At 67.3% G+C, this 15,492-nt stretch carries 15 protein-coding genes; 13 read left to right on the forward strand and 2 right to left on the reverse strand.

Annotated elements, in window-relative coordinates:
- The first annotated feature begins 119 nt into the window (after window positions 1–119).
- From HAV18_RS27760 to flgL, 12 genes are all read left to right on the forward strand, one after another.
- Window positions 120–608: a flagellar basal body rod protein FlgB gene (locus tag HAV18_RS27760; protein ID WP_166962592.1), complete on the forward strand. Its 489-nt coding sequence runs from the start codon at window positions 120–122 to the stop codon at window positions 606–608.
- A 40-nt stretch (window positions 609–648) separates the two neighbouring features.
- Window positions 649–1,074, forward strand: coding sequence for a flagellar basal body rod protein FlgC (gene flgC / locus HAV18_RS27765; RefSeq protein WP_011353470.1), 426 nt, complete (start codon window positions 649–651; stop codon window positions 1,072–1,074).
- Window positions 1,075–1,138: 64 nt separating this feature from the next.
- Window positions 1,139–1,900 (forward strand): flagellar hook assembly protein FlgD, encoded by a 762-nt coding sequence (gene flgD / locus HAV18_RS27770; protein ID WP_166962594.1) that lies wholly within the window; start codon window positions 1,139–1,141, stop codon window positions 1,898–1,900.
- Between the two features lie 33 nt (window positions 1,901–1,933).
- Entirely contained in the window at window positions 1,934–3,175 is a 1,242-nt protein-coding gene (gene flgE, locus HAV18_RS27775) for a flagellar hook protein FlgE (protein ID WP_166962596.1), read from the forward strand.
- 19 nt (window positions 3,176–3,194) lie between these two features.
- A complete protein-coding gene (flgF, locus tag HAV18_RS27780; protein ID WP_166962598.1) occupies window positions 3,195–3,953 on the forward strand; it encodes a flagellar basal-body rod protein FlgF in 759 nt (252 codons plus the stop codon).
- 34 nt (window positions 3,954–3,987) lie between these two features.
- The gene (flgG, locus tag HAV18_RS27785; protein ID WP_166962600.1) at window positions 3,988–4,776 is read left to right on the forward strand and encodes a flagellar basal-body rod protein FlgG; all 789 of its coding nucleotides are present in this window, start codon (window positions 3,988–3,990) and stop codon (window positions 4,774–4,776) included.
- Window positions 4,777–4,797: 21 nt separating this feature from the next.
- Window positions 4,798–5,490, forward strand: coding sequence for a flagellar basal body L-ring protein FlgH (flgH, locus tag HAV18_RS27790; RefSeq protein WP_166962601.1), 693 nt, complete (start codon window positions 4,798–4,800; stop codon window positions 5,488–5,490).
- A 5-nt stretch (window positions 5,491–5,495) separates the two neighbouring features.
- On the forward strand, window positions 5,496–6,680 hold the full coding sequence (locus tag HAV18_RS27795) for a flagellar basal body P-ring protein FlgI (protein WP_166962603.1): 1,185 nt from the start codon (window positions 5,496–5,498) through the stop codon (window positions 6,678–6,680).
- Window positions 6,681–7,664 carry a flagellar assembly peptidoglycan hydrolase FlgJ gene (flgJ, locus tag HAV18_RS27800; protein WP_166962605.1) on the forward strand — a complete coding sequence of 328 codons (984 nt, stop codon included), beginning with the start codon at window positions 6,681–6,683 and terminating at the stop codon, window positions 7,662–7,664. It begins immediately after the preceding gene.
- Window positions 7,665–7,882: 218 nt separating this feature from the next.
- Window positions 7,883–8,638 (forward strand): flagellar brake protein, encoded by a 756-nt coding sequence (locus tag HAV18_RS27805; RefSeq protein WP_021164374.1) that lies wholly within the window; start codon window positions 7,883–7,885, stop codon window positions 8,636–8,638.
- A gap of 194 nt (window positions 8,639–8,832) precedes the next feature.
- Window positions 8,833–10,776: a flagellar hook-associated protein FlgK gene (gene flgK, locus HAV18_RS27810; protein WP_166962607.1), complete on the forward strand. Its 1,944-nt coding sequence runs from the start codon at window positions 8,833–8,835 to the stop codon at window positions 10,774–10,776.
- 17 nt (window positions 10,777–10,793) lie between these two features.
- Window positions 10,794–12,029, forward strand: coding sequence for a flagellar hook-associated protein FlgL (gene flgL, locus HAV18_RS27815; RefSeq protein WP_166962609.1), 1,236 nt, complete (start codon window positions 10,794–10,796; stop codon window positions 12,027–12,029).
- Window positions 12,030–12,146: 117 nt separating this feature from the next.
- Here flgL and HAV18_RS27820 read toward each other — a convergent pair whose 3' ends face one another.
- A complete protein-coding gene (locus HAV18_RS27820) occupies window positions 12,147–12,776 on the reverse strand; it encodes a hypothetical protein (RefSeq protein WP_166962611.1) in 630 nt (209 codons plus the stop codon).
- 389 nt (window positions 12,777–13,165) lie between these two features.
- Between HAV18_RS27820 and HAV18_RS27825 the strand changes: the two genes are divergently transcribed.
- The gene (locus HAV18_RS27825; protein WP_166962613.1) at window positions 13,166–14,473 is read left to right on the forward strand and encodes a solute carrier family 23 protein; all 1,308 of its coding nucleotides are present in this window, start codon (window positions 13,166–13,168) and stop codon (window positions 14,471–14,473) included.
- Between the two features lie 58 nt (window positions 14,474–14,531).
- Here the strand turns inward: HAV18_RS27825 and HAV18_RS27830 are convergent, their stop codons facing one another.
- Window positions 14,532–15,416, reverse strand: coding sequence for a transcriptional regulator GcvA (locus HAV18_RS27830; protein WP_166962615.1), 885 nt, complete (start codon window positions 15,414–15,416; stop codon window positions 14,532–14,534).
- Between the last annotated feature and the right edge of the window lie 76 nt (window positions 15,417–15,492).

A 15,492-nucleotide genomic window follows, 5' to 3' on the forward strand; every position in this document is an offset into this window, starting at 1 on the left:
CGTTATTCGCCCGATTGCCGGTTGCGTCCGGCGCCTACCATCGCTGTCATGGAAAAAAGCCTCTCGGGTCGCCATCCGGCGCGAGGGGCGTGCAGCGCTTCATACGGAGAGACGCACACATGCTGGACAAACTCGATGCGGAATTCGCGTTCAGCCGACAGGCGCTCGACGTGCGCGCCTACCGGCAGGAACTGCTGTCGTCGAACATCGCGAACTCCGACACGCCCGGCTATCAGGCCCGCGACGTCGATTTCGCGTCGACGCTCGCGCGCTCGTTGAAGCAGGCGGGCGGCGGCCTCGCGCCGAGCAATGCCGGGCAACTGCCGATGACGCAGCCGGCCGGCGTGACGAGCGGCATGTCGATGGTGTCAACGGCGGCGGGCCACATGGCCGGCACCGCGAAGCTGATCCCGACGGGCGGCCCGGCGGACGACTACGGCCGCGCGCAGTACCGGATGCCGCTGCAGCCGTCGCTCGACGGCAACACGGTCGATCTCGACGTCGAGCGCGTGCAGTTCGCGAACAACGCGCTGCACTACCAGACCGGGATGACCGTGATGACCCAGCAGATCAAGGCGATGATCGCCGCGATCTCGACGAACCAGTGACGGCGCGCACCGCCTCCGAATCCGAGCAAAAGGAGCTTTCATGCCTTCGTTGATGAACATCTTCGGCGTCGCCGGCTCGGCGCTGTCCGCGCAGTCGCAGCGCCTGAACGTCACCGCGTCGAACCTCGCGAACGCCGACAGCGCGACCGGCCCCGACGGCAAGCCGTACAAGGCCAAGCAGGTCGTGTTTGCGACCGACCCGATCGGCGGCGCGCGCACCGCGTCCGGCCAGGGTGTGGGCGGCGTGCGCGTGACGAAGGTGATGGACGACCCGTCGCCGATGAAGTCGACCTACGACCCGTCGAACCCGGCCGCCGACTCGAACGGCTACGTGCAGATGCCGAACGTCGATCCGGTGCAGGAGATGGTGAACATGATCTCGGCGTCGCGCTCGTACCAGGCCAACGTCGAGACGCTGAACACCGCGAAGACGCTGATGCTCAAGACGCTGACGATCGGCTCGTAAGCCGAACGCCAACCGACCTTACAGACCCGACAGTTCCGAAAGTTCAGACAGAAGGTTACCCACGATGGCTTCCTCCAGCACGACGATCGGCAGCAACGGCACGAGCGTGTCGAACCTGCCGACCGACACGATGAACACCAACAACGTGTCGTCGACCAACGGCACGTCGGCGAGCGACCTGCAGGCGACGTTCCTGAAGCTGCTCGTCACGCAATTGCAGAACCAGGATCCGACCAGCCCGGTCGACAGCTCGCAGATGACCTCGCAGCTCGCGCAGATCAACACGGTGAGCGGCATCGCGCAGCTGAATACGTCGCTCACGTCGCTGTCGACGCAGCTCACGGCCGGCCAGCAGACGCAGGCCGCGATGCTGATCGGCACGAACGTGCTCGCGCCGGGCAACGCGGTTGCGGTGAAGAGCGGCGCGGCGTCGCCGTTCGGCGTGTCGCTGGCGAGTTCGGTGTCGAACCTGACGATCACCGTGAAGAACGCGGCGGGCACCGTGGTGAACACGATCAACGCGGGCGCGCAGTCGGCCGGCACCGTGCCGTTCAACTGGAAGCCGACCGACTCGGCGGGCAACGCACTGCCGGACGGCAAGTACACCGTCACCGCGTCGTACACCGACAGCAACGGCACGCCGCAGCCGGCCACGACGCTCGCGGCCTCGACCGTGCAGAGCGTGATCAAGCAGGCGGACGGCACGGCGGGGCTCGTGCTGTCGAACGGCACGACGGTGGGGCTGTCCCAGGTCGCGTCGATCTTCCCGAACACCACGTCGTCCGCGTCGTCTTCGTCCTCGTCCGGCGGCACCACCACCAACTGATACTGATCGAGCATTCTCGAAACGGAGACCGAAATGGGTTATCAACAGGGTCTGAGCGGCCTCTCGGGTGCATCGAACGCGCTCGACGTGATCGGCAACAACATCGCGAACGCGAACACGGTCGGCTTCAAGTCGAGCACCGCGCAGTTCGCCGACATGTACGCGAACTCGGTCGCGACGTCGACCAACACGCAGATCGGCATCGGTACGGCGCTGAACTCGGTCGAGCAGAACTTCAGCCAGGGCGGGGTCACCACGACGAACTCGTCGCTCGACGTCGCGATCAACGGCAACGGCTTCTTCCAGATGTCGAACAACGGCGTGACGACGTATTCGCGCGACGGCACGTTCCAGCGCGACAAGAACGGCTACATCATCGACTCGCAAGGCCGCAACCTGATGGGCTACATGGCCAACGCGGGCGGCGTGATCAACACCGCGCAGACCGTGCCGCTGCAGGCGCCGACGACCAACATCGCGCCGACCGCGACGACCAAGATCTCCGCCCAGTTCAACCTGAACTCGCAGGACACGGTGCCGGCCAAGACGCCGTTCAGCGCGACCGACAACACGACGTACAACTACTCGACGTCGATCCAGGTATACGACTCGCTCGGCGGCTCGCAAGCGGTCAACATGTATTTCGTGAAGTCGGCGGCCGGCACGTGGGAAGCATACGCGGGCGTGCAGGGTGGCGCGACGACCGACCTCGGTACGGTCACGTTCAACTCGTCGGGCGCGATCCAGAGCACGACGACGGGCACGCCGGCCACGCCGACCACGTCGCTCGGCCAGTTCCAGTTCACGGTGCCGAACACCGACGGCTCGGCGACGCCGCAGAACCTCACGCTCGACCTGACCGGCACGACGCAGTACGGCGGCAAGGACGGCGTGAACAACCTCGCGCAAGACGGCTACGCGAGCGGCACGCTGACGACCTACACGATCGGCACCGACGGCAAGCTGACCGGCAACTACTCGAACGGCCAGACCGCCGTGCTCGGCCAGATCGTGCTCGCGAACTTCAACAACCCGAACGGGCTGGTGAACCTCGGCGGCAACCAGTACGCGGAGAGCTCCGCGTCGGGCGTGCCGCAGGTCTCGGCGCCGGGCAGCACGAACCACGGCACGCTGCAGGGCAGCGCGCTCGAGAGCTCGAACGTCGACCTCACGTCGCAGCTCGTCAACCTGATCACCGCGCAGCGCAACTACCAGGCGAACGCGCAGACGATCAAGACGCAGCAGACCGTCGACCAGACGCTCATCAACCTGTAAGCGCGGATAACGCTCAGCCATGGACCGACTGATCTACACGGCGATGACAGGTGCGTCGCAGTCGCTCGACCAGCAGGCGATCGTCGCGAACAACCTCGCGAACGCGTCGACGACGGGCTTTCGCGCGCAGCTCGCGACGTATCGCGCGGTGCCGATGAATTTCGGCGACGGCAGCACGATCGACCCGACGACGACGCGCACCTACGTGCTCGCGTCGACGCCCGGCGCCGATTACGCACCGGGTCCGATCACGCGTACCGGCAACCCGCTCGACGTCGCCGTGCAGGGCGCCGGCTGGCTGTCGGTGCAGGCGGCCGACGGCAGCGAGGCGTACACGCGCGCCGGCAACCTGCACGTCGACGAGAACGGCCAGCTCGTCAACGCGAGCAACCTGCCGGTGGTCGGCAACGGCGGCCCGATCTCGGTGCCGCCGAACGCGGAAGTGACGATCGGCAAGGACGGCACGGTGTCCGCGCTGATGCCGGGCGACCCGCCGACGGCGGTCGCGATCGTCGACCAGATGAAGCTCGTGAATCCCGATCCGGCCACGCTCACGCGCGGCAACGACGGGTTGTTCCGCACCGCCGACGGCAATCCGGCCGACGCCGACCCGAACGTGGTCGTCACGCCGAATTCGCTCGAAGGCAGCAACGTCAACCCGGTGACCGCGATGGTCGCGATGATCGACAACGCGCGCGCGTTCCAGCTTCAGTCGAAGCTGATCCAGACGGCCGACCAGAACGAGCAGTCGGCGAACCAGCTGCTCAACTTCAGCTGAGCGCCCGCGCCAGCTTACGCAGGAGAATCGACAAGTGAACCGTTCGCTCTACATCGCCGCCACCGGCATGAATGCGCAGCAGGCGCAGATGGACGTGATTTCGAACAACCTCGCGAACACCAGCACGAACGGCTTCAAGGCGTCGCGCGCGGTGTTCGAGGATCTGCTGTACCAGACCATCCGCCAGCCCGGCGCGAACTCGACGCAGCAGACCGAGCTGCCGTCGGGCCTGCAGCTCGGCACCGGCGTGCAGCAGGTCGCGACCGAGCGCCTGTACACGCAGGGCGGCCTCACGCAGACCGGCAACTCGAAGGACGTCGCGATCAACGGCGCGGGCTTCTTCCAGGTGGTGATGCCGGACGGCACGAACGCGTACACGCGCGACGGCTCGTTCCAGACCAACGCGCAGGGCCAGCTCGTCACGTCGAGCGGCTACCAGATCCTGCCGGCGATCACGATCCCGCAGAACGCGACGTCGCTGACGATCGGCAAGGACGGCGTGGTGACGGTCACGCAGGCGGGCTCGACCAATTCGGTGCAGATCGGCGCGCTGCAGATCGCGACCTTCATCAACCCGGCCGGCCTCGAGGCGCGCGGCGAGAACCTGTTCTCCGAGACGACGTCGTCGGGCGCGCCGAACGTGTCGCAGCCGGGCCTGAACGGCGCGGGCGTGCTCAACCAGAACTACGTCGAAGCGTCGAACGTGAACGTCGTGCAGGAGCTCGTCAACATGATCCAGACGCAGCGTGCCTACGAGATCAACAGTAAGGCCGTGACGACGTCCGACCAGATGCTGCAGACCGTCACGCAGATGAAGAGCTAACCGGAAAGTCCCGTCGTCGCCATGAAGCAGGTTCGCCTCCTCCCGTCAGCCACCGTCCGCGCCGCATGCGCGGTCGCGGTGGCGGCGCTCGCCGCCGGTTGCGCGCAGATCCCGCACGACCCGATCATCCAGCAGCCGATGACGGCGCAGCCGCCGAGGCCGATGTCGATGCAGGCGCCCGGCTCGATCTACAACCCCGGCTACGCGGGGCGGCCGCTCTTCGAGGATCAGCGGCCGCGCAACGTCGGCGACATCCTGACGATCATGATCGCGGAGAACATCAACGCGACCAAGTCGTCGGGCGCGAACACGAACCGGCAGGGCAACACCGACTTCAACGTGCCGACCGCCGGCTTCCTCGGCGGGCTGTTCGCGAAGGCGAACCTGTCCGCGACCGGCGACAACAAGTTCGCGGCGACCGGCGGCGCGAGCGCGGCGAACACGTTCAACGGCACGATCACGGTGACCGTCACCGGCGTGCTGCCGAACGGCAACCTGGTGGTCAGCGGCGAGAAGCAGATGCTGATCAACCAGGGCAACGAATTCGTGCGCTTCTCGGGCGTCGTGAACCCGAACACGATCTCGGGCGCGAACTCGGTCTACTCGACGCAGGTCGCCGACGCGAAGATCGAATATTCGGCGAAGGGCTACATCAACGAAGCCGAGACGATGGGCTGGCTGCAGCGCTTCTTCCTCAACATCGCGCCGTGGTGATGACGATGCAGAAGACGCTTCTCGACCGCCTGTCGGCCCGCGCGCATACCGCCGCGCGGCTCGCCGCCGTGTTCGCGGCCGTGGCCGCGGCCTGCCTGTTCGGCGCGGCGCCCGCGCACGCGGAACGCCTGAAGGATCTCGCGCAGATCCAGGGCGTGCGCGACAACCCGCTGATCGGCTATGGCCTCGTCGTCGGTCTCGACGGCACGGGCGACCAGACGATGCAGACGCCGTTCACGACGCAGACGCTCGCGAACATGCTCGCGAACCTCGGCATCTCGATCAACAACGGCTCGGCCAACGGCGGCGCATCGCAACTGAGCAACATGCAGCTGAAGAACGTCGCGGCCGTGATGGTGACCGCCACGCTGCCGCCGTTCGCGCGGCCGGGCGAGGCGCTCGACGTGACGGTATCGTCGCTCGGCAACGCCAAGAGCCTGCGCGGCGGCACGCTGCTGCTCACGCCGCTGAAAGGCGCGGACGGCCAGGTGTATGCGCTCTCGCAGGGCAACATGGCGGTCGGCGGCGCAGGCGCCAGCGCGAACGGCAGCCGCGTGCAGGTCAACCAGCTCGCGGCCGGCCGGATCGTCGGCGGCGCGATCGTCGAGCGCGCGGTGCCGAACGCGATCGCGCAGATGAACGGCGTGCTGCAGCTGCAACTGAACGACATGGACTACGGCACCGCGCAGCGGATCGTGTCCGCGGTCAATTCGAGCTTCGGCCCGGGCACCGCGACCGCACTCGACGGCCGCACGATCCAGCTCGCCGCGCCGGCCGATTCGGCGCAGCAGGTCGCGTTCATGGCCCGGCTGCAGAACCTCGACGTCAGCCCGGACAAGGCCGCGGCGAAGGTGATCCTGAACGCGCGCACCGGCTCGATCGTGATGAACCAGATGGTCACGCTGCAGAGCTGCGCGGTCGCGCACGGCAACCTGTCGGTCGTCGTCAACACGCAGCCGGTGGTGTCGCAGCCGGGTCCGTTCTCGAACGGGCAGACGGTGGTGGCGCAGCAGTCGCAGATCCAGCTCAAGCAGGACAACGGCGCGCTGAAGATGGTGACGGCCGGCGCGAATCTCGCCGACGTCGTGAAGGCGCTGAACACGCTCGGCGCGACGCCCGCGGACCTGATGTCGATCCTGCAGGCGATGAAGGCCGCCGGCGCGCTGCGCGCCGACCTGGAGATCATCTAAATGGCAGCCTCTCTCCCGAACGCGAACGACCTCACGCAGCGCTTTGCGCTCGACGTGCAGGGTTTCGACGCACTGCGCGCGCAGGCGAAGCAGTCGCCGCAGGCCGGCGCGAAGGCGGTCGCCGGCCAGTTCGACGCGATGTTCACGCAGATGATGCTCAAGAGCATGCGCGACGCGTCGCCCGACGGCGGGCTGTTCGATTCGCATACGTCGAAGCTGTACACGTCGATGCTCGACCAGCAGCTCGCGCAGCAGATGTCGACGCGCGGGATCGGCGTCGCCGACGCGCTGATGAAGCAACTTCTGCGCAATGCGGGGCAAGGCGCGGGCAGCGACACGGCGGCCGACGTCGGCGCGGGCGGCCTGGGCGCGGGCGGCCTCGGCACGTCCGGTAACGAAGGCGGCCTCGCCGCGATGAACGCGATGGCGAAGGCCTACGCGAACGCGGCGAACAACGGCGGGCTCGCCGGCACGCGCGGCTACTCGGCCGGCAGCGCGCTGACGCCGCCGCTGAAGGGCGCGAGCGGCGTGCAGGACGCCGACGCGTTCGTCGACCGGCTCGCGGGCCCCGCGCAGGCGGCCAGCGCGTCGACCGGCATCCCGGCGCGCTTCATCGTCGGCCAGGCCGCGCTCGAATCGGGCTGGGGCAAGCGCGAGATCCGCGCGAACGACGGCTCGACGAGCTACAACGTGTTCGGCATCAAGGCGACCAAGGGCTGGACCGGCCGCACGGTGTCGGCGCTGACGACGGAATACGTGAACGGCACGCCGCGCCGCGTGGTCGCGAAGTTCCGCGCGTACGATTCGTACGAGCACGCGATGACCGATTACGCGAGCCTGCTGAAGAACAATCCACGCTACTCGGGCGTGCTGAGCGCGAGCCGCAGCGTCGAAGGCTTCGCGCACGGAATGCAGAAGGCCGGCTACGCGACCGACCCGAACTACGCGAAGAAGCTGATTTCGATCATGCAGCAGATCGGCTGACGGCCCCGTCGGCTACCGCTGTCATCCCCTCTGGACCGCGCCCGGCAGCCCGCCGCGCGCGGTTTCAACGTTTGCGCGAAAAAAATCCCCGTTTCGATCTAAACTTTCGGTCAGCACTGCCGCTAAGTGTGAGAGACCTGCGACCGGGCCCCCGTTCTGGCCCGGTTTTATTGCGCACCGGTTGCCCGGGCGCCCATGACAAGAAAGACCGGCTAGCCATGAATATCGAAACGTCGACGGACCCCAGCCTGGATGCAGGCCACTCCGGGCCCGACTATGCCCGCCGCAATCCGCTGGAAATCGGCGTGCAGCTGCGCAACCTCGTGAACCGCGGCGATTTCCTGACCGTCCAGTATCCGGGCGGCCAGCTCGTCACGCGCCTGCTCGAGGTGGATGTCGGCGCGCGGACGTTCACGTTCGACTGGGGTGCGCTGTCGGAGCAGAACGCCGGCATCCTGGGCGCGTCGCACTGCACGTTCGCGGCCGCGCCGGAGGGCGTGCGCGTCGAATTCTCCACGGGCACGCCGCGCGAGACGCGCTACGAGGGGCTGCCCGCGTTCGTCGCCGATTTCCCCGACGTCCTGATGTGCATCCAGCGCCGCGAGTATTTCCGCGTCGATGCGCCGGTCGTCGATCCGTACGTGTGCCGCGGCAAGCTGCCGGACGGCGAGAGCTTCCTGTTCGAAGTGCATAACCTGTCGCTCGGCGGCGTGGGGCTGCGCACGGCCGACGAACGCGTCGAGGCGCTCGAGGTCGGCACGTTGCTGCCCGACGTCGAGCTCGAGCTGACCGGCCACGGCAAGCTGTCGCTCGACCTGCAGCTCGTGTCGCAGCGCTCGACGCAGATGCCGAACGGGTCGCGTCGCTACCAGCTCGGCTTCCGTTACATGTCGCTGCCGGGCAGCGCGGAGAACACGCTGCAGCGGCTGATCACCCAGCTCGAGATGAAGCGTCGCTCGCTCGCGCGGGCCTGACGCGCAAGCGGCGGCCAGCCCCGCATGGGGCCGCCCGAGCGAGCAAGCGGCACGACCGGCCGCACGCTTTCACCGGCGACGTGCGAGCGCGCGTCGCGCGTGCATTTTTTCCTCAATTTTTTCCAGAAGCGGCCGTTATACCGGGAGTCACGCAACCCGGCGGCCGCAGTGCGGCCGGCTTATCAGGATCGCGCATGTCCAACTCACTCATGAACCTCGGCGTCAGCGGCCTGAATGCCGCGCTCTGGGGCCTCACGACGACCGGCCAGAACATCAGCAACGCGGCGACGCCGGGCTATTCGGTCGAACGCCCCGTCTATGCCGAGGCAAGCGGCCAGTACACGAGCAGCGGCTACATGCCGCAGGGCGTGAACACCGTCACCGTGCAGCGGCAGTACAGCCAATACCTGAGCGATCAGTTGAACGGCGCGCAGACGCAGAGCGGCGCGCTGTCGACGTGGTATTCGCTCGTCACGCAGCTGAACAACTACGTCGGCAACCCGACGTCCGGCATCTCGTCCTCGATCACGAGCTACTTCACCGGGCTGCAGAACGTCGCGAACAGCGCATCCGACTCGTCGGTGCGGCAGACCGCGATGAGCAATGCGCAGACGCTCGCGAACCAGATCACCGCGGCCGGCCAGCAGTACGACGCGCTGCGCCAGAGCGTCAATACGCAGATCTCGAGCACCGTCACGCAGATCAACGCGTACACCGCGCAGATCGCCCAGCTGAACCAGCAGATCGCGTCCGCGAGCAGCCAGGGCCAGCCGCCGAACCAGCTGATGGACCAGCGCGACCTCGCGGTGTCGAACCTGTCGAACCTCGCGGGCGTGCAGGTCGTGCGCAACAGCGACGGCTACAGCGTGTTTCTCGCGGGCGGCACGCCGCTGGTCGTCTCGAACACGAGCTACCAGCTCGCGGCCGTCACGTCGCCGTCCGATCCGAGCGAGCTGACCGTCGTGTCGCAGGGCATCGCCGGCGCGAACCCGCAGGGGCCGAACCAGGCCCTGTCCAGCACGTCGCTGTCGGGCGGCACGCTCGGCGGCCTGCTCGCGTTCCGCAGCCAGACGCTCGATCCGGCCGAAGCGCAGCTCGGCGCGATCGCGACCAGCTTCGCCGCGCAGGTCAACGCGCAGAACGCACTCGGCCTCGACCAGTCGGGCAACGTCGGCGGCAACCTGTTCACGACCGGCACGCCGGCCACGTACGCGAACCAGGGCAACACCGGCACCGCGACGCTGTCCGTGTCGTTCGCGAATTCGGCGCAGCCGACTACGAGCGATTACACGCTGTCGTACGACGGCACGAACTACACGCTGACCGACCGCGCGACCGGCACGGTGGTCGACCAGCAGAAGGGGCCGATGCCGGTTACGCTCGGCGGGGCGAGCGGCCTGAACTTTTCGATCGCATCCGGCAAGATGCAGCCCGGCGACCAGTTCACCGTGCTGCCGACGCGCGGCGCGCTTAACGGCTTCGGCCTCGCGACGTCGAACGGCTCGGCGATCGCGGCGGCGGCGCCGTTCGTGCCGTCAGCCACCACGACGAACACGGGTACCGGGACGATCGGCGGGCTGTCGGTCACCAGCGCGACGGCCGCGGCCAACCCGCACAACTACACGATCACGATGGGCGGCACGACTGCCAGCCCGACCTACACGGTCACCGACAACACGGCCGTACCGCCGACGACCACGGCCGCGCAGCCGTTCCAGTCCGGCTCGCCGATCACGCTGACGGCCGGTGTCACGGTCACGGTGTCGGGCACGCCCACGGCCGGCGACACGTTCAAGGTCGCACCGAACACGGGCGGCACGAACGACGGCAGCAACGCGCTCGCGCTGTCGAAGCTCGTCAACTCGAAGGCGTTCGGCAACGGCGCGACCACGCTGACGGGTGCGTACGCGAACTACGTGAACAGCATCGGCAACACGACGAGCCAGCTGAAGTCGTCGAGCGCCGCGCAGACCTCGCTGATCGGCCAGATCACCCAAGCGCAGCAGTCGGTGTCGGGCGTGAACCAGAACGAGGAAGCGGCCAACCTGATGCAGTACCAGCAGCTCTACCAGGCGAACGCGAAGGTGATTCAGACCGCGTCGACGCTGTTCCAGACCGTGCTCGGCCTGTTCAACTGATTTCGGGGATCAAAGCGATGCGGATTTCCACCACGCAGTTCTACCAGATGAACGTCGCGCAGATGAACGATCAGCAGGCGCAGCTCTCGCAGCTGTACCAGCAGATCTCGAGCGGCGTGAGCCTCTCGACGCCTGCCGACAATCCGCTCGGCGCTGCGCAGGCGGTGCAGCTGTCGATGACGTCGGCGACGCTGTCGCAGTATTCGTCGAACCAGAACACCGCGCTGTCGTCGCTGCAGGCGGAAGACCAGACGCTCTACAGCGTCAACAACCTGCTGAACAGCATTCATACGGTCGTGATCCAGGCCGGCGACGGCTCGCTGTCCGACAGCGATCGCTCGGCACTGTCGACGCAGCTGCAGGGCTATCGCAACCAGTTGCTGACGCTCGCGAACTCGACGGACGGCTCGGGCAACTACCTGTTCGCGGGCTTCCAGTCGACCACCGCGCCGTTCGCGAATGCGCCGGGCGGCGGCGTGACGTACAGCGGCGACGGCGGTTCGCGGCAGGTGCAGATCGCCGACGCGACCACGGTCGCACAGGGCGACACGGGCGCGAGCGTGTTCCAGTCGGTGCCGATGCTCGGCAGCCAGCCGGTGCCGGTCGCTGGTGCGGGCAACACGGGGACGGGCACGATCGGCGCGGTGTCGATCACCAGCCCGTCGGCCGCGACCAATACGCACCAGTTCACGATCGCGTTCGGCGGCACGGCCGCCGCGCCGACCTATACGGTCACCGACAACACCGTCGCGCCGCCGACCACGACCGCCGCGCAGCCGTATTCGGCCGGCGCCGCGATCACGCTCGGCAACGGCCTGTCGGTGCCCGTGTCGGGTAGCCCGGCCCCCGGCGACACGTTCACGGTCACGCCGGCGCCGAAGGCCGGCACCGACGTGTTCGCGGCGCTCGACTCGATGATCGCCGCGCTGAAGGTGCCGGTCAGCAGCAACACCGCCGCCGCGGCAGCGCTCCAGAACGCGATGACCACCGGCACGACGAAGCTGAACAACATGATGACGAACGTCCTCACCGTGCAAGCGTCGGTCGGCGGCCGCGTGCAGCAAGTGAAGGCGATGCAGACGGTGAACCAGACCAACACGCTGCAGGTCACCAGCAACCTGGCCGACCTGACGAGCACCAACATGGTGTCGACGATCAGCCAGTTCCTGCAGATGCAGAACGCGCTGACGGGCTCGCAGAAGGCTTACGCGCAGTTGCAGAACCTGTCGTTGTTCCAGTACATCAATCCCTGATGTGTGACGCGCCGGCTGCGATGTGAGCGCACGCTTGCGTTGCGGCCGGTAGTGGGTCCCAACGGACCGGAACCGGGGCGAGGCGCCGACTTCGGTTTGTCACGAATGGGCGCTTGCTCAGTCATCCGGGATATTTCCCGGTGCACACAGTTTCATCGACTTCATCGGCACCGCGCCTCGAATATTCTCTTCGGGAATGAGGGAAAACGCCGGCCAGTCTGCTTCATTGACATAGACCTCCCCGGTCTTGCACCGCATGTGCGCCTGGCGTGGCTGCGTATCGCACCACGCGCCGTCTATGGCACATCGCTGCCAGCGCGGAATCGTGCCTGATACCGCGACGGAACCGCGCGATGCCTTGCTGTACGTCGGCACCTCGCGCGTCACGATGGCCATGTACATGAAATCGAAATCCGTCTGGACGGGCCGGGCCGCTTCGGCTTCCCGGTAGTGTCGGTGAAGTTCTGCGACGTAGTAGCAGCCTGCTGCGAGCAGTACGGCGGCGGACAGGCACAGGGCCGTCAGCGAGAATCGCTTGACGGTGACATGCGCGCGTCGCGTGGCAAGGTGACCAACCAGAACAAAACCGAGCAGGCAGGTGCCGACCGTCGAGATGAATATGCCGGCGGACCGGTTCTCGCAGTCGTAACCACACATCGGGGCAAAGGCGAGCATCAGCCCGGCTGCGGCATATCCGGATGCGATGCCGGTAAAGGCAAATGCGAGAAGGGAGACTGCGCGATTCATTTGATTTCCCGGAAGCGCGTTTTCGTCGATTGTCCGAGGTCGGAGAATTCGAACGCGTAGTCGGCAGCGAACGAATTGAATCCGACCATGCGGCTGAAGGCAGCAATTGCGTTGAGCGGCCCGCTGATGGTCAGACTGGCGCCATTTCATCAATCGATGTGCCCGCGACGTGCATTGTCGGCGGATTTACCGTCGCGCCTCCAGTGCCGTGAGACGGAGACGATACCCGTCCGCCCCTATTTTTCGGTCGATGCAATACACAGCGTCCCGGCGGCCCGTCCGGGCTTGCCGCGCTTGCCAGCCCCATTTCCGCTCCGTAAACTCGCGCCAGATTCCAGACCGGCGCATCCTCCGCAGCCGGCGACCGAACGACAGGAGCCCTTTTCCCCATGTCCGATTCCTACTTCCCGCGCTGGCGGGTGCAATCGACCGGCGCGGCATCGCGCGTGGTCGGTCCCGACGAGCGCCTCGCGTGGCCGCAGATGGTCGCGATGGGCGTGCAGCACGTCGTCGCGATGTTCGGCTCGACCGTGCTCGCGCCGCTGCTGATGGGCTTCGACCCGAACCTGTGCATCTTCATGTCCGGCATCGGCACGCTGCTGTTCTTCGTGCTGGTCGGCGGCCGCGTGCCGAGCTACCTCGGCTCGAGCTTCGCGTTCATCGGCCTCGTGATCGCGGTGACCGGCTACGGCGGCAGCGGCCCGAACCCGAACATCCCGGTCGCGCTCGGCGGGATCATCGCGTGTGGTGTGGTGTACGTCGCGATCGGCGCGCTGGTGCAGGCGATCGGCACGAACTGGATCGAGACGCTGATGCCGCCGGTCGTGACCGGCGCGGTGGTCGCGGTGATCGGGCTGAACCTCGCGCCGATCGCGGTCAAGGGCGTGTCCGCGTCGACCTTCGAATCGGTGATGGCGCTCGTCACGGTGCTGTGCGTTGGCGGCGTCGCGGTGTTCTCGCGCGGCATGGTGCAGCGCCTGCTGATCCTCGTCGGCCTGGTGATCGCCTACGCGATCTATGCGGTCGCGACCAACGGGATGGGGCTCGGCAAGCCGATCGATTTCTCGATCGTCGGGCAGGCGGCCTGGTTCGGGGTGCCGAGCTTCCGCGCGCCGGTGTTCGATCCGCACGCGATGCTGATGCTGGCGCCGATCGCGGTGATCCTGGTCGCGGAGAACCTCGGCCACATCAAGGCCGTCAGCGCGATGACGGGTGCGAACCTCGATCGCTACGTGGGCCGCGCATTCATCGGCGACGGGCTCGCGACGATCGTGTCGGGCAGCGTCGGCGGCACGGGCGTGACGACCTACGCGGAGAACATCGGCGTGATGGCCGTCACGCGGATCTACTCGACGCTCGTGTTCGCGGTCGCCGCGCTGATCGCGATCGTGCTCGGCTTCTCGCCGAAGTTCGGCGCGGTGATCCAGACGATCCCGGGCCCCGTGCTCGGCGGCGTGTCGATCGTCGTGTTCGGGTTGATCGCGGTGACGGGCGCGCGGATCTGGGTCGTCAACAAGGTCGACTTCTCCGACAACCGCAACCTGATCGTCGCGGCCGTCACCCTCGTGCTCGGCGCCGGCGACTTCTCGCTGAAGATCGGCGGCTTCGGGCTCGGCGGGATCGGCACCGCGACCTTCGGCGCGATCATCCTGTACGCGATCCTGCGCAAGGAAAAGGAACCGGGCCCGGTGGTCTGAACCGCCGGCGGGCGGTGTCCTGCCGCCCGCGTCATCTTCCGCGTCGAACGTCGATGCGCTACGCGCCGACGTTCGACTGCGTCTGCAGCCACGCGCAGAACTGCGCGACGAGCGGATCGTCGGCCGGCGCGCGCGGCGCGATCCACCAGTAGCTGCGCGTCGCGATGCGCGGCCCCTCCAGCGGCATCACCAGCCGGCCGCTCGCGAGCTCGTCGTCGATCAGCGGCAACGGGCCGAGCGCGACGCCGAGCCCGTCGACGGCCGCCTGCAGCGCCAGGTAGAAGTGGTCGAACGACTGCCGCTTGCGCCCCTTCATCGTCACGCCGGCCGCCGCGAACCAGTCGCGCCAGCCTTCCGGTCGGGTATCCGAATGCAGCAGCACGTGGCGCGCGAGATCGTCCGCGCGCGCGATCGGCACGCGTTTGAGCAGCGCGGGGCTGCAGACCGGGATCACGCTTTCGTCGAGGAAGTGGCCGCTCGTGCAGTTCGGCCAGTGGCCGGGGCCGCGGCGGATCGCGACGTCGAAGCCGTTCAGCGTGTCGAGCGGCGCATTCGACGTCGACAGCTTCAGCTCGACGTTCGGCACGTCGCGCTGGAACCGCGACAGGCGCGGCAGCAGCCATTTCATCGCGAAGGTCGGCAGCGCGTTGATGCGCAGCACGCGCGCCGCGCCGGTGTTGCGCAGCTGTTCGGTCGCGTGCGCGATGCTGTCGAATGCCGCGCGTACGGTGTCCAGGTAGCGGCGGCCTTCGTCGGTGAGCTTCACGCGCTTGCCGTAGCGGTGGAACACCGGCTTGCCGAGCCATGCCTCGAACCCGGCGATCTGCCGGCTGATGGCACCGTGAGTCACATGCAGCTCGTCGCCGGCGGCGCTGAAGCTTTCATGTCGTGCCGCGGCTTCAAAGGCCCGAAGCGCGGAAAAGGGCGGGAGATCGCGTGCCATGCTTGTGATTCTAGATCACAAGGGCGCGCCGATAAAATCGTTTTGCCACGATCCGGAACGGCGGTAACCTCGGTTC

The organism is Burkholderia sp. D-99 (assembly GCF_011605345.1).
GTDB lineage: Bacteria > Pseudomonadota > Gammaproteobacteria > Burkholderiales > Burkholderiaceae > Burkholderia.

Excerpts from the sequence above, each read along its gene's own strand:
- HAV18_RS27820 (WP_166962611.1), bottom strand. The coding sequence starts at position 12,776 with ATGAATCGCGCAGTCTCCCTTCTCGCATTTGCCTTTACCGGCATCGCA.
- flgH (WP_166962601.1), top strand. The coding sequence starts at position 4,798 with ATGAAGCAGGTTCGCCTCCTCCCGTCAGCCACCGTCCGCGCCGCATGC.
- flgL (WP_166962609.1), top strand. The coding sequence starts at position 10,794 with ATGCGGATTTCCACCACGCAGTTCTACCAGATGAACGTCGCGCAGATG.
- flgC (WP_011353470.1), top strand. The coding sequence starts at position 649 with ATGCCTTCGTTGATGAACATCTTCGGCGTCGCCGGCTCGGCGCTGTCC.
- HAV18_RS27805 (WP_021164374.1), top strand. The coding sequence starts at position 7,883 with ATGAATATCGAAACGTCGACGGACCCCAGCCTGGATGCAGGCCACTCC.
- HAV18_RS27795 (WP_166962603.1), top strand. The coding sequence starts at position 5,496 with ATGCAGAAGACGCTTCTCGACCGCCTGTCGGCCCGCGCGCATACCGCC.
- HAV18_RS27825 (WP_166962613.1), top strand. The coding sequence starts at position 13,166 with ATGTCCGATTCCTACTTCCCGCGCTGGCGGGTGCAATCGACCGGCGCG.
- flgF (WP_166962598.1), top strand. The coding sequence starts at position 3,195 with ATGGACCGACTGATCTACACGGCGATGACAGGTGCGTCGCAGTCGCTC.
- flgK (WP_166962607.1), top strand. The coding sequence starts at position 8,833 with ATGTCCAACTCACTCATGAACCTCGGCGTCAGCGGCCTGAATGCCGCG.
- flgD (WP_166962594.1), top strand. The coding sequence starts at position 1,139 with ATGGCTTCCTCCAGCACGACGATCGGCAGCAACGGCACGAGCGTGTCG.
- HAV18_RS27830 (WP_166962615.1), bottom strand. The coding sequence starts at position 15,416 with ATGGCACGCGATCTCCCGCCCTTTTCCGCGCTTCGGGCCTTTGAAGCC.
- flgJ (WP_166962605.1), top strand. The coding sequence starts at position 6,681 with ATGGCAGCCTCTCTCCCGAACGCGAACGACCTCACGCAGCGCTTTGCG.
- flgE (WP_166962596.1), top strand. The coding sequence starts at position 1,934 with ATGGGTTATCAACAGGGTCTGAGCGGCCTCTCGGGTGCATCGAACGCG.
- HAV18_RS27760 (WP_166962592.1), top strand. The coding sequence starts at position 120 with ATGCTGGACAAACTCGATGCGGAATTCGCGTTCAGCCGACAGGCGCTC.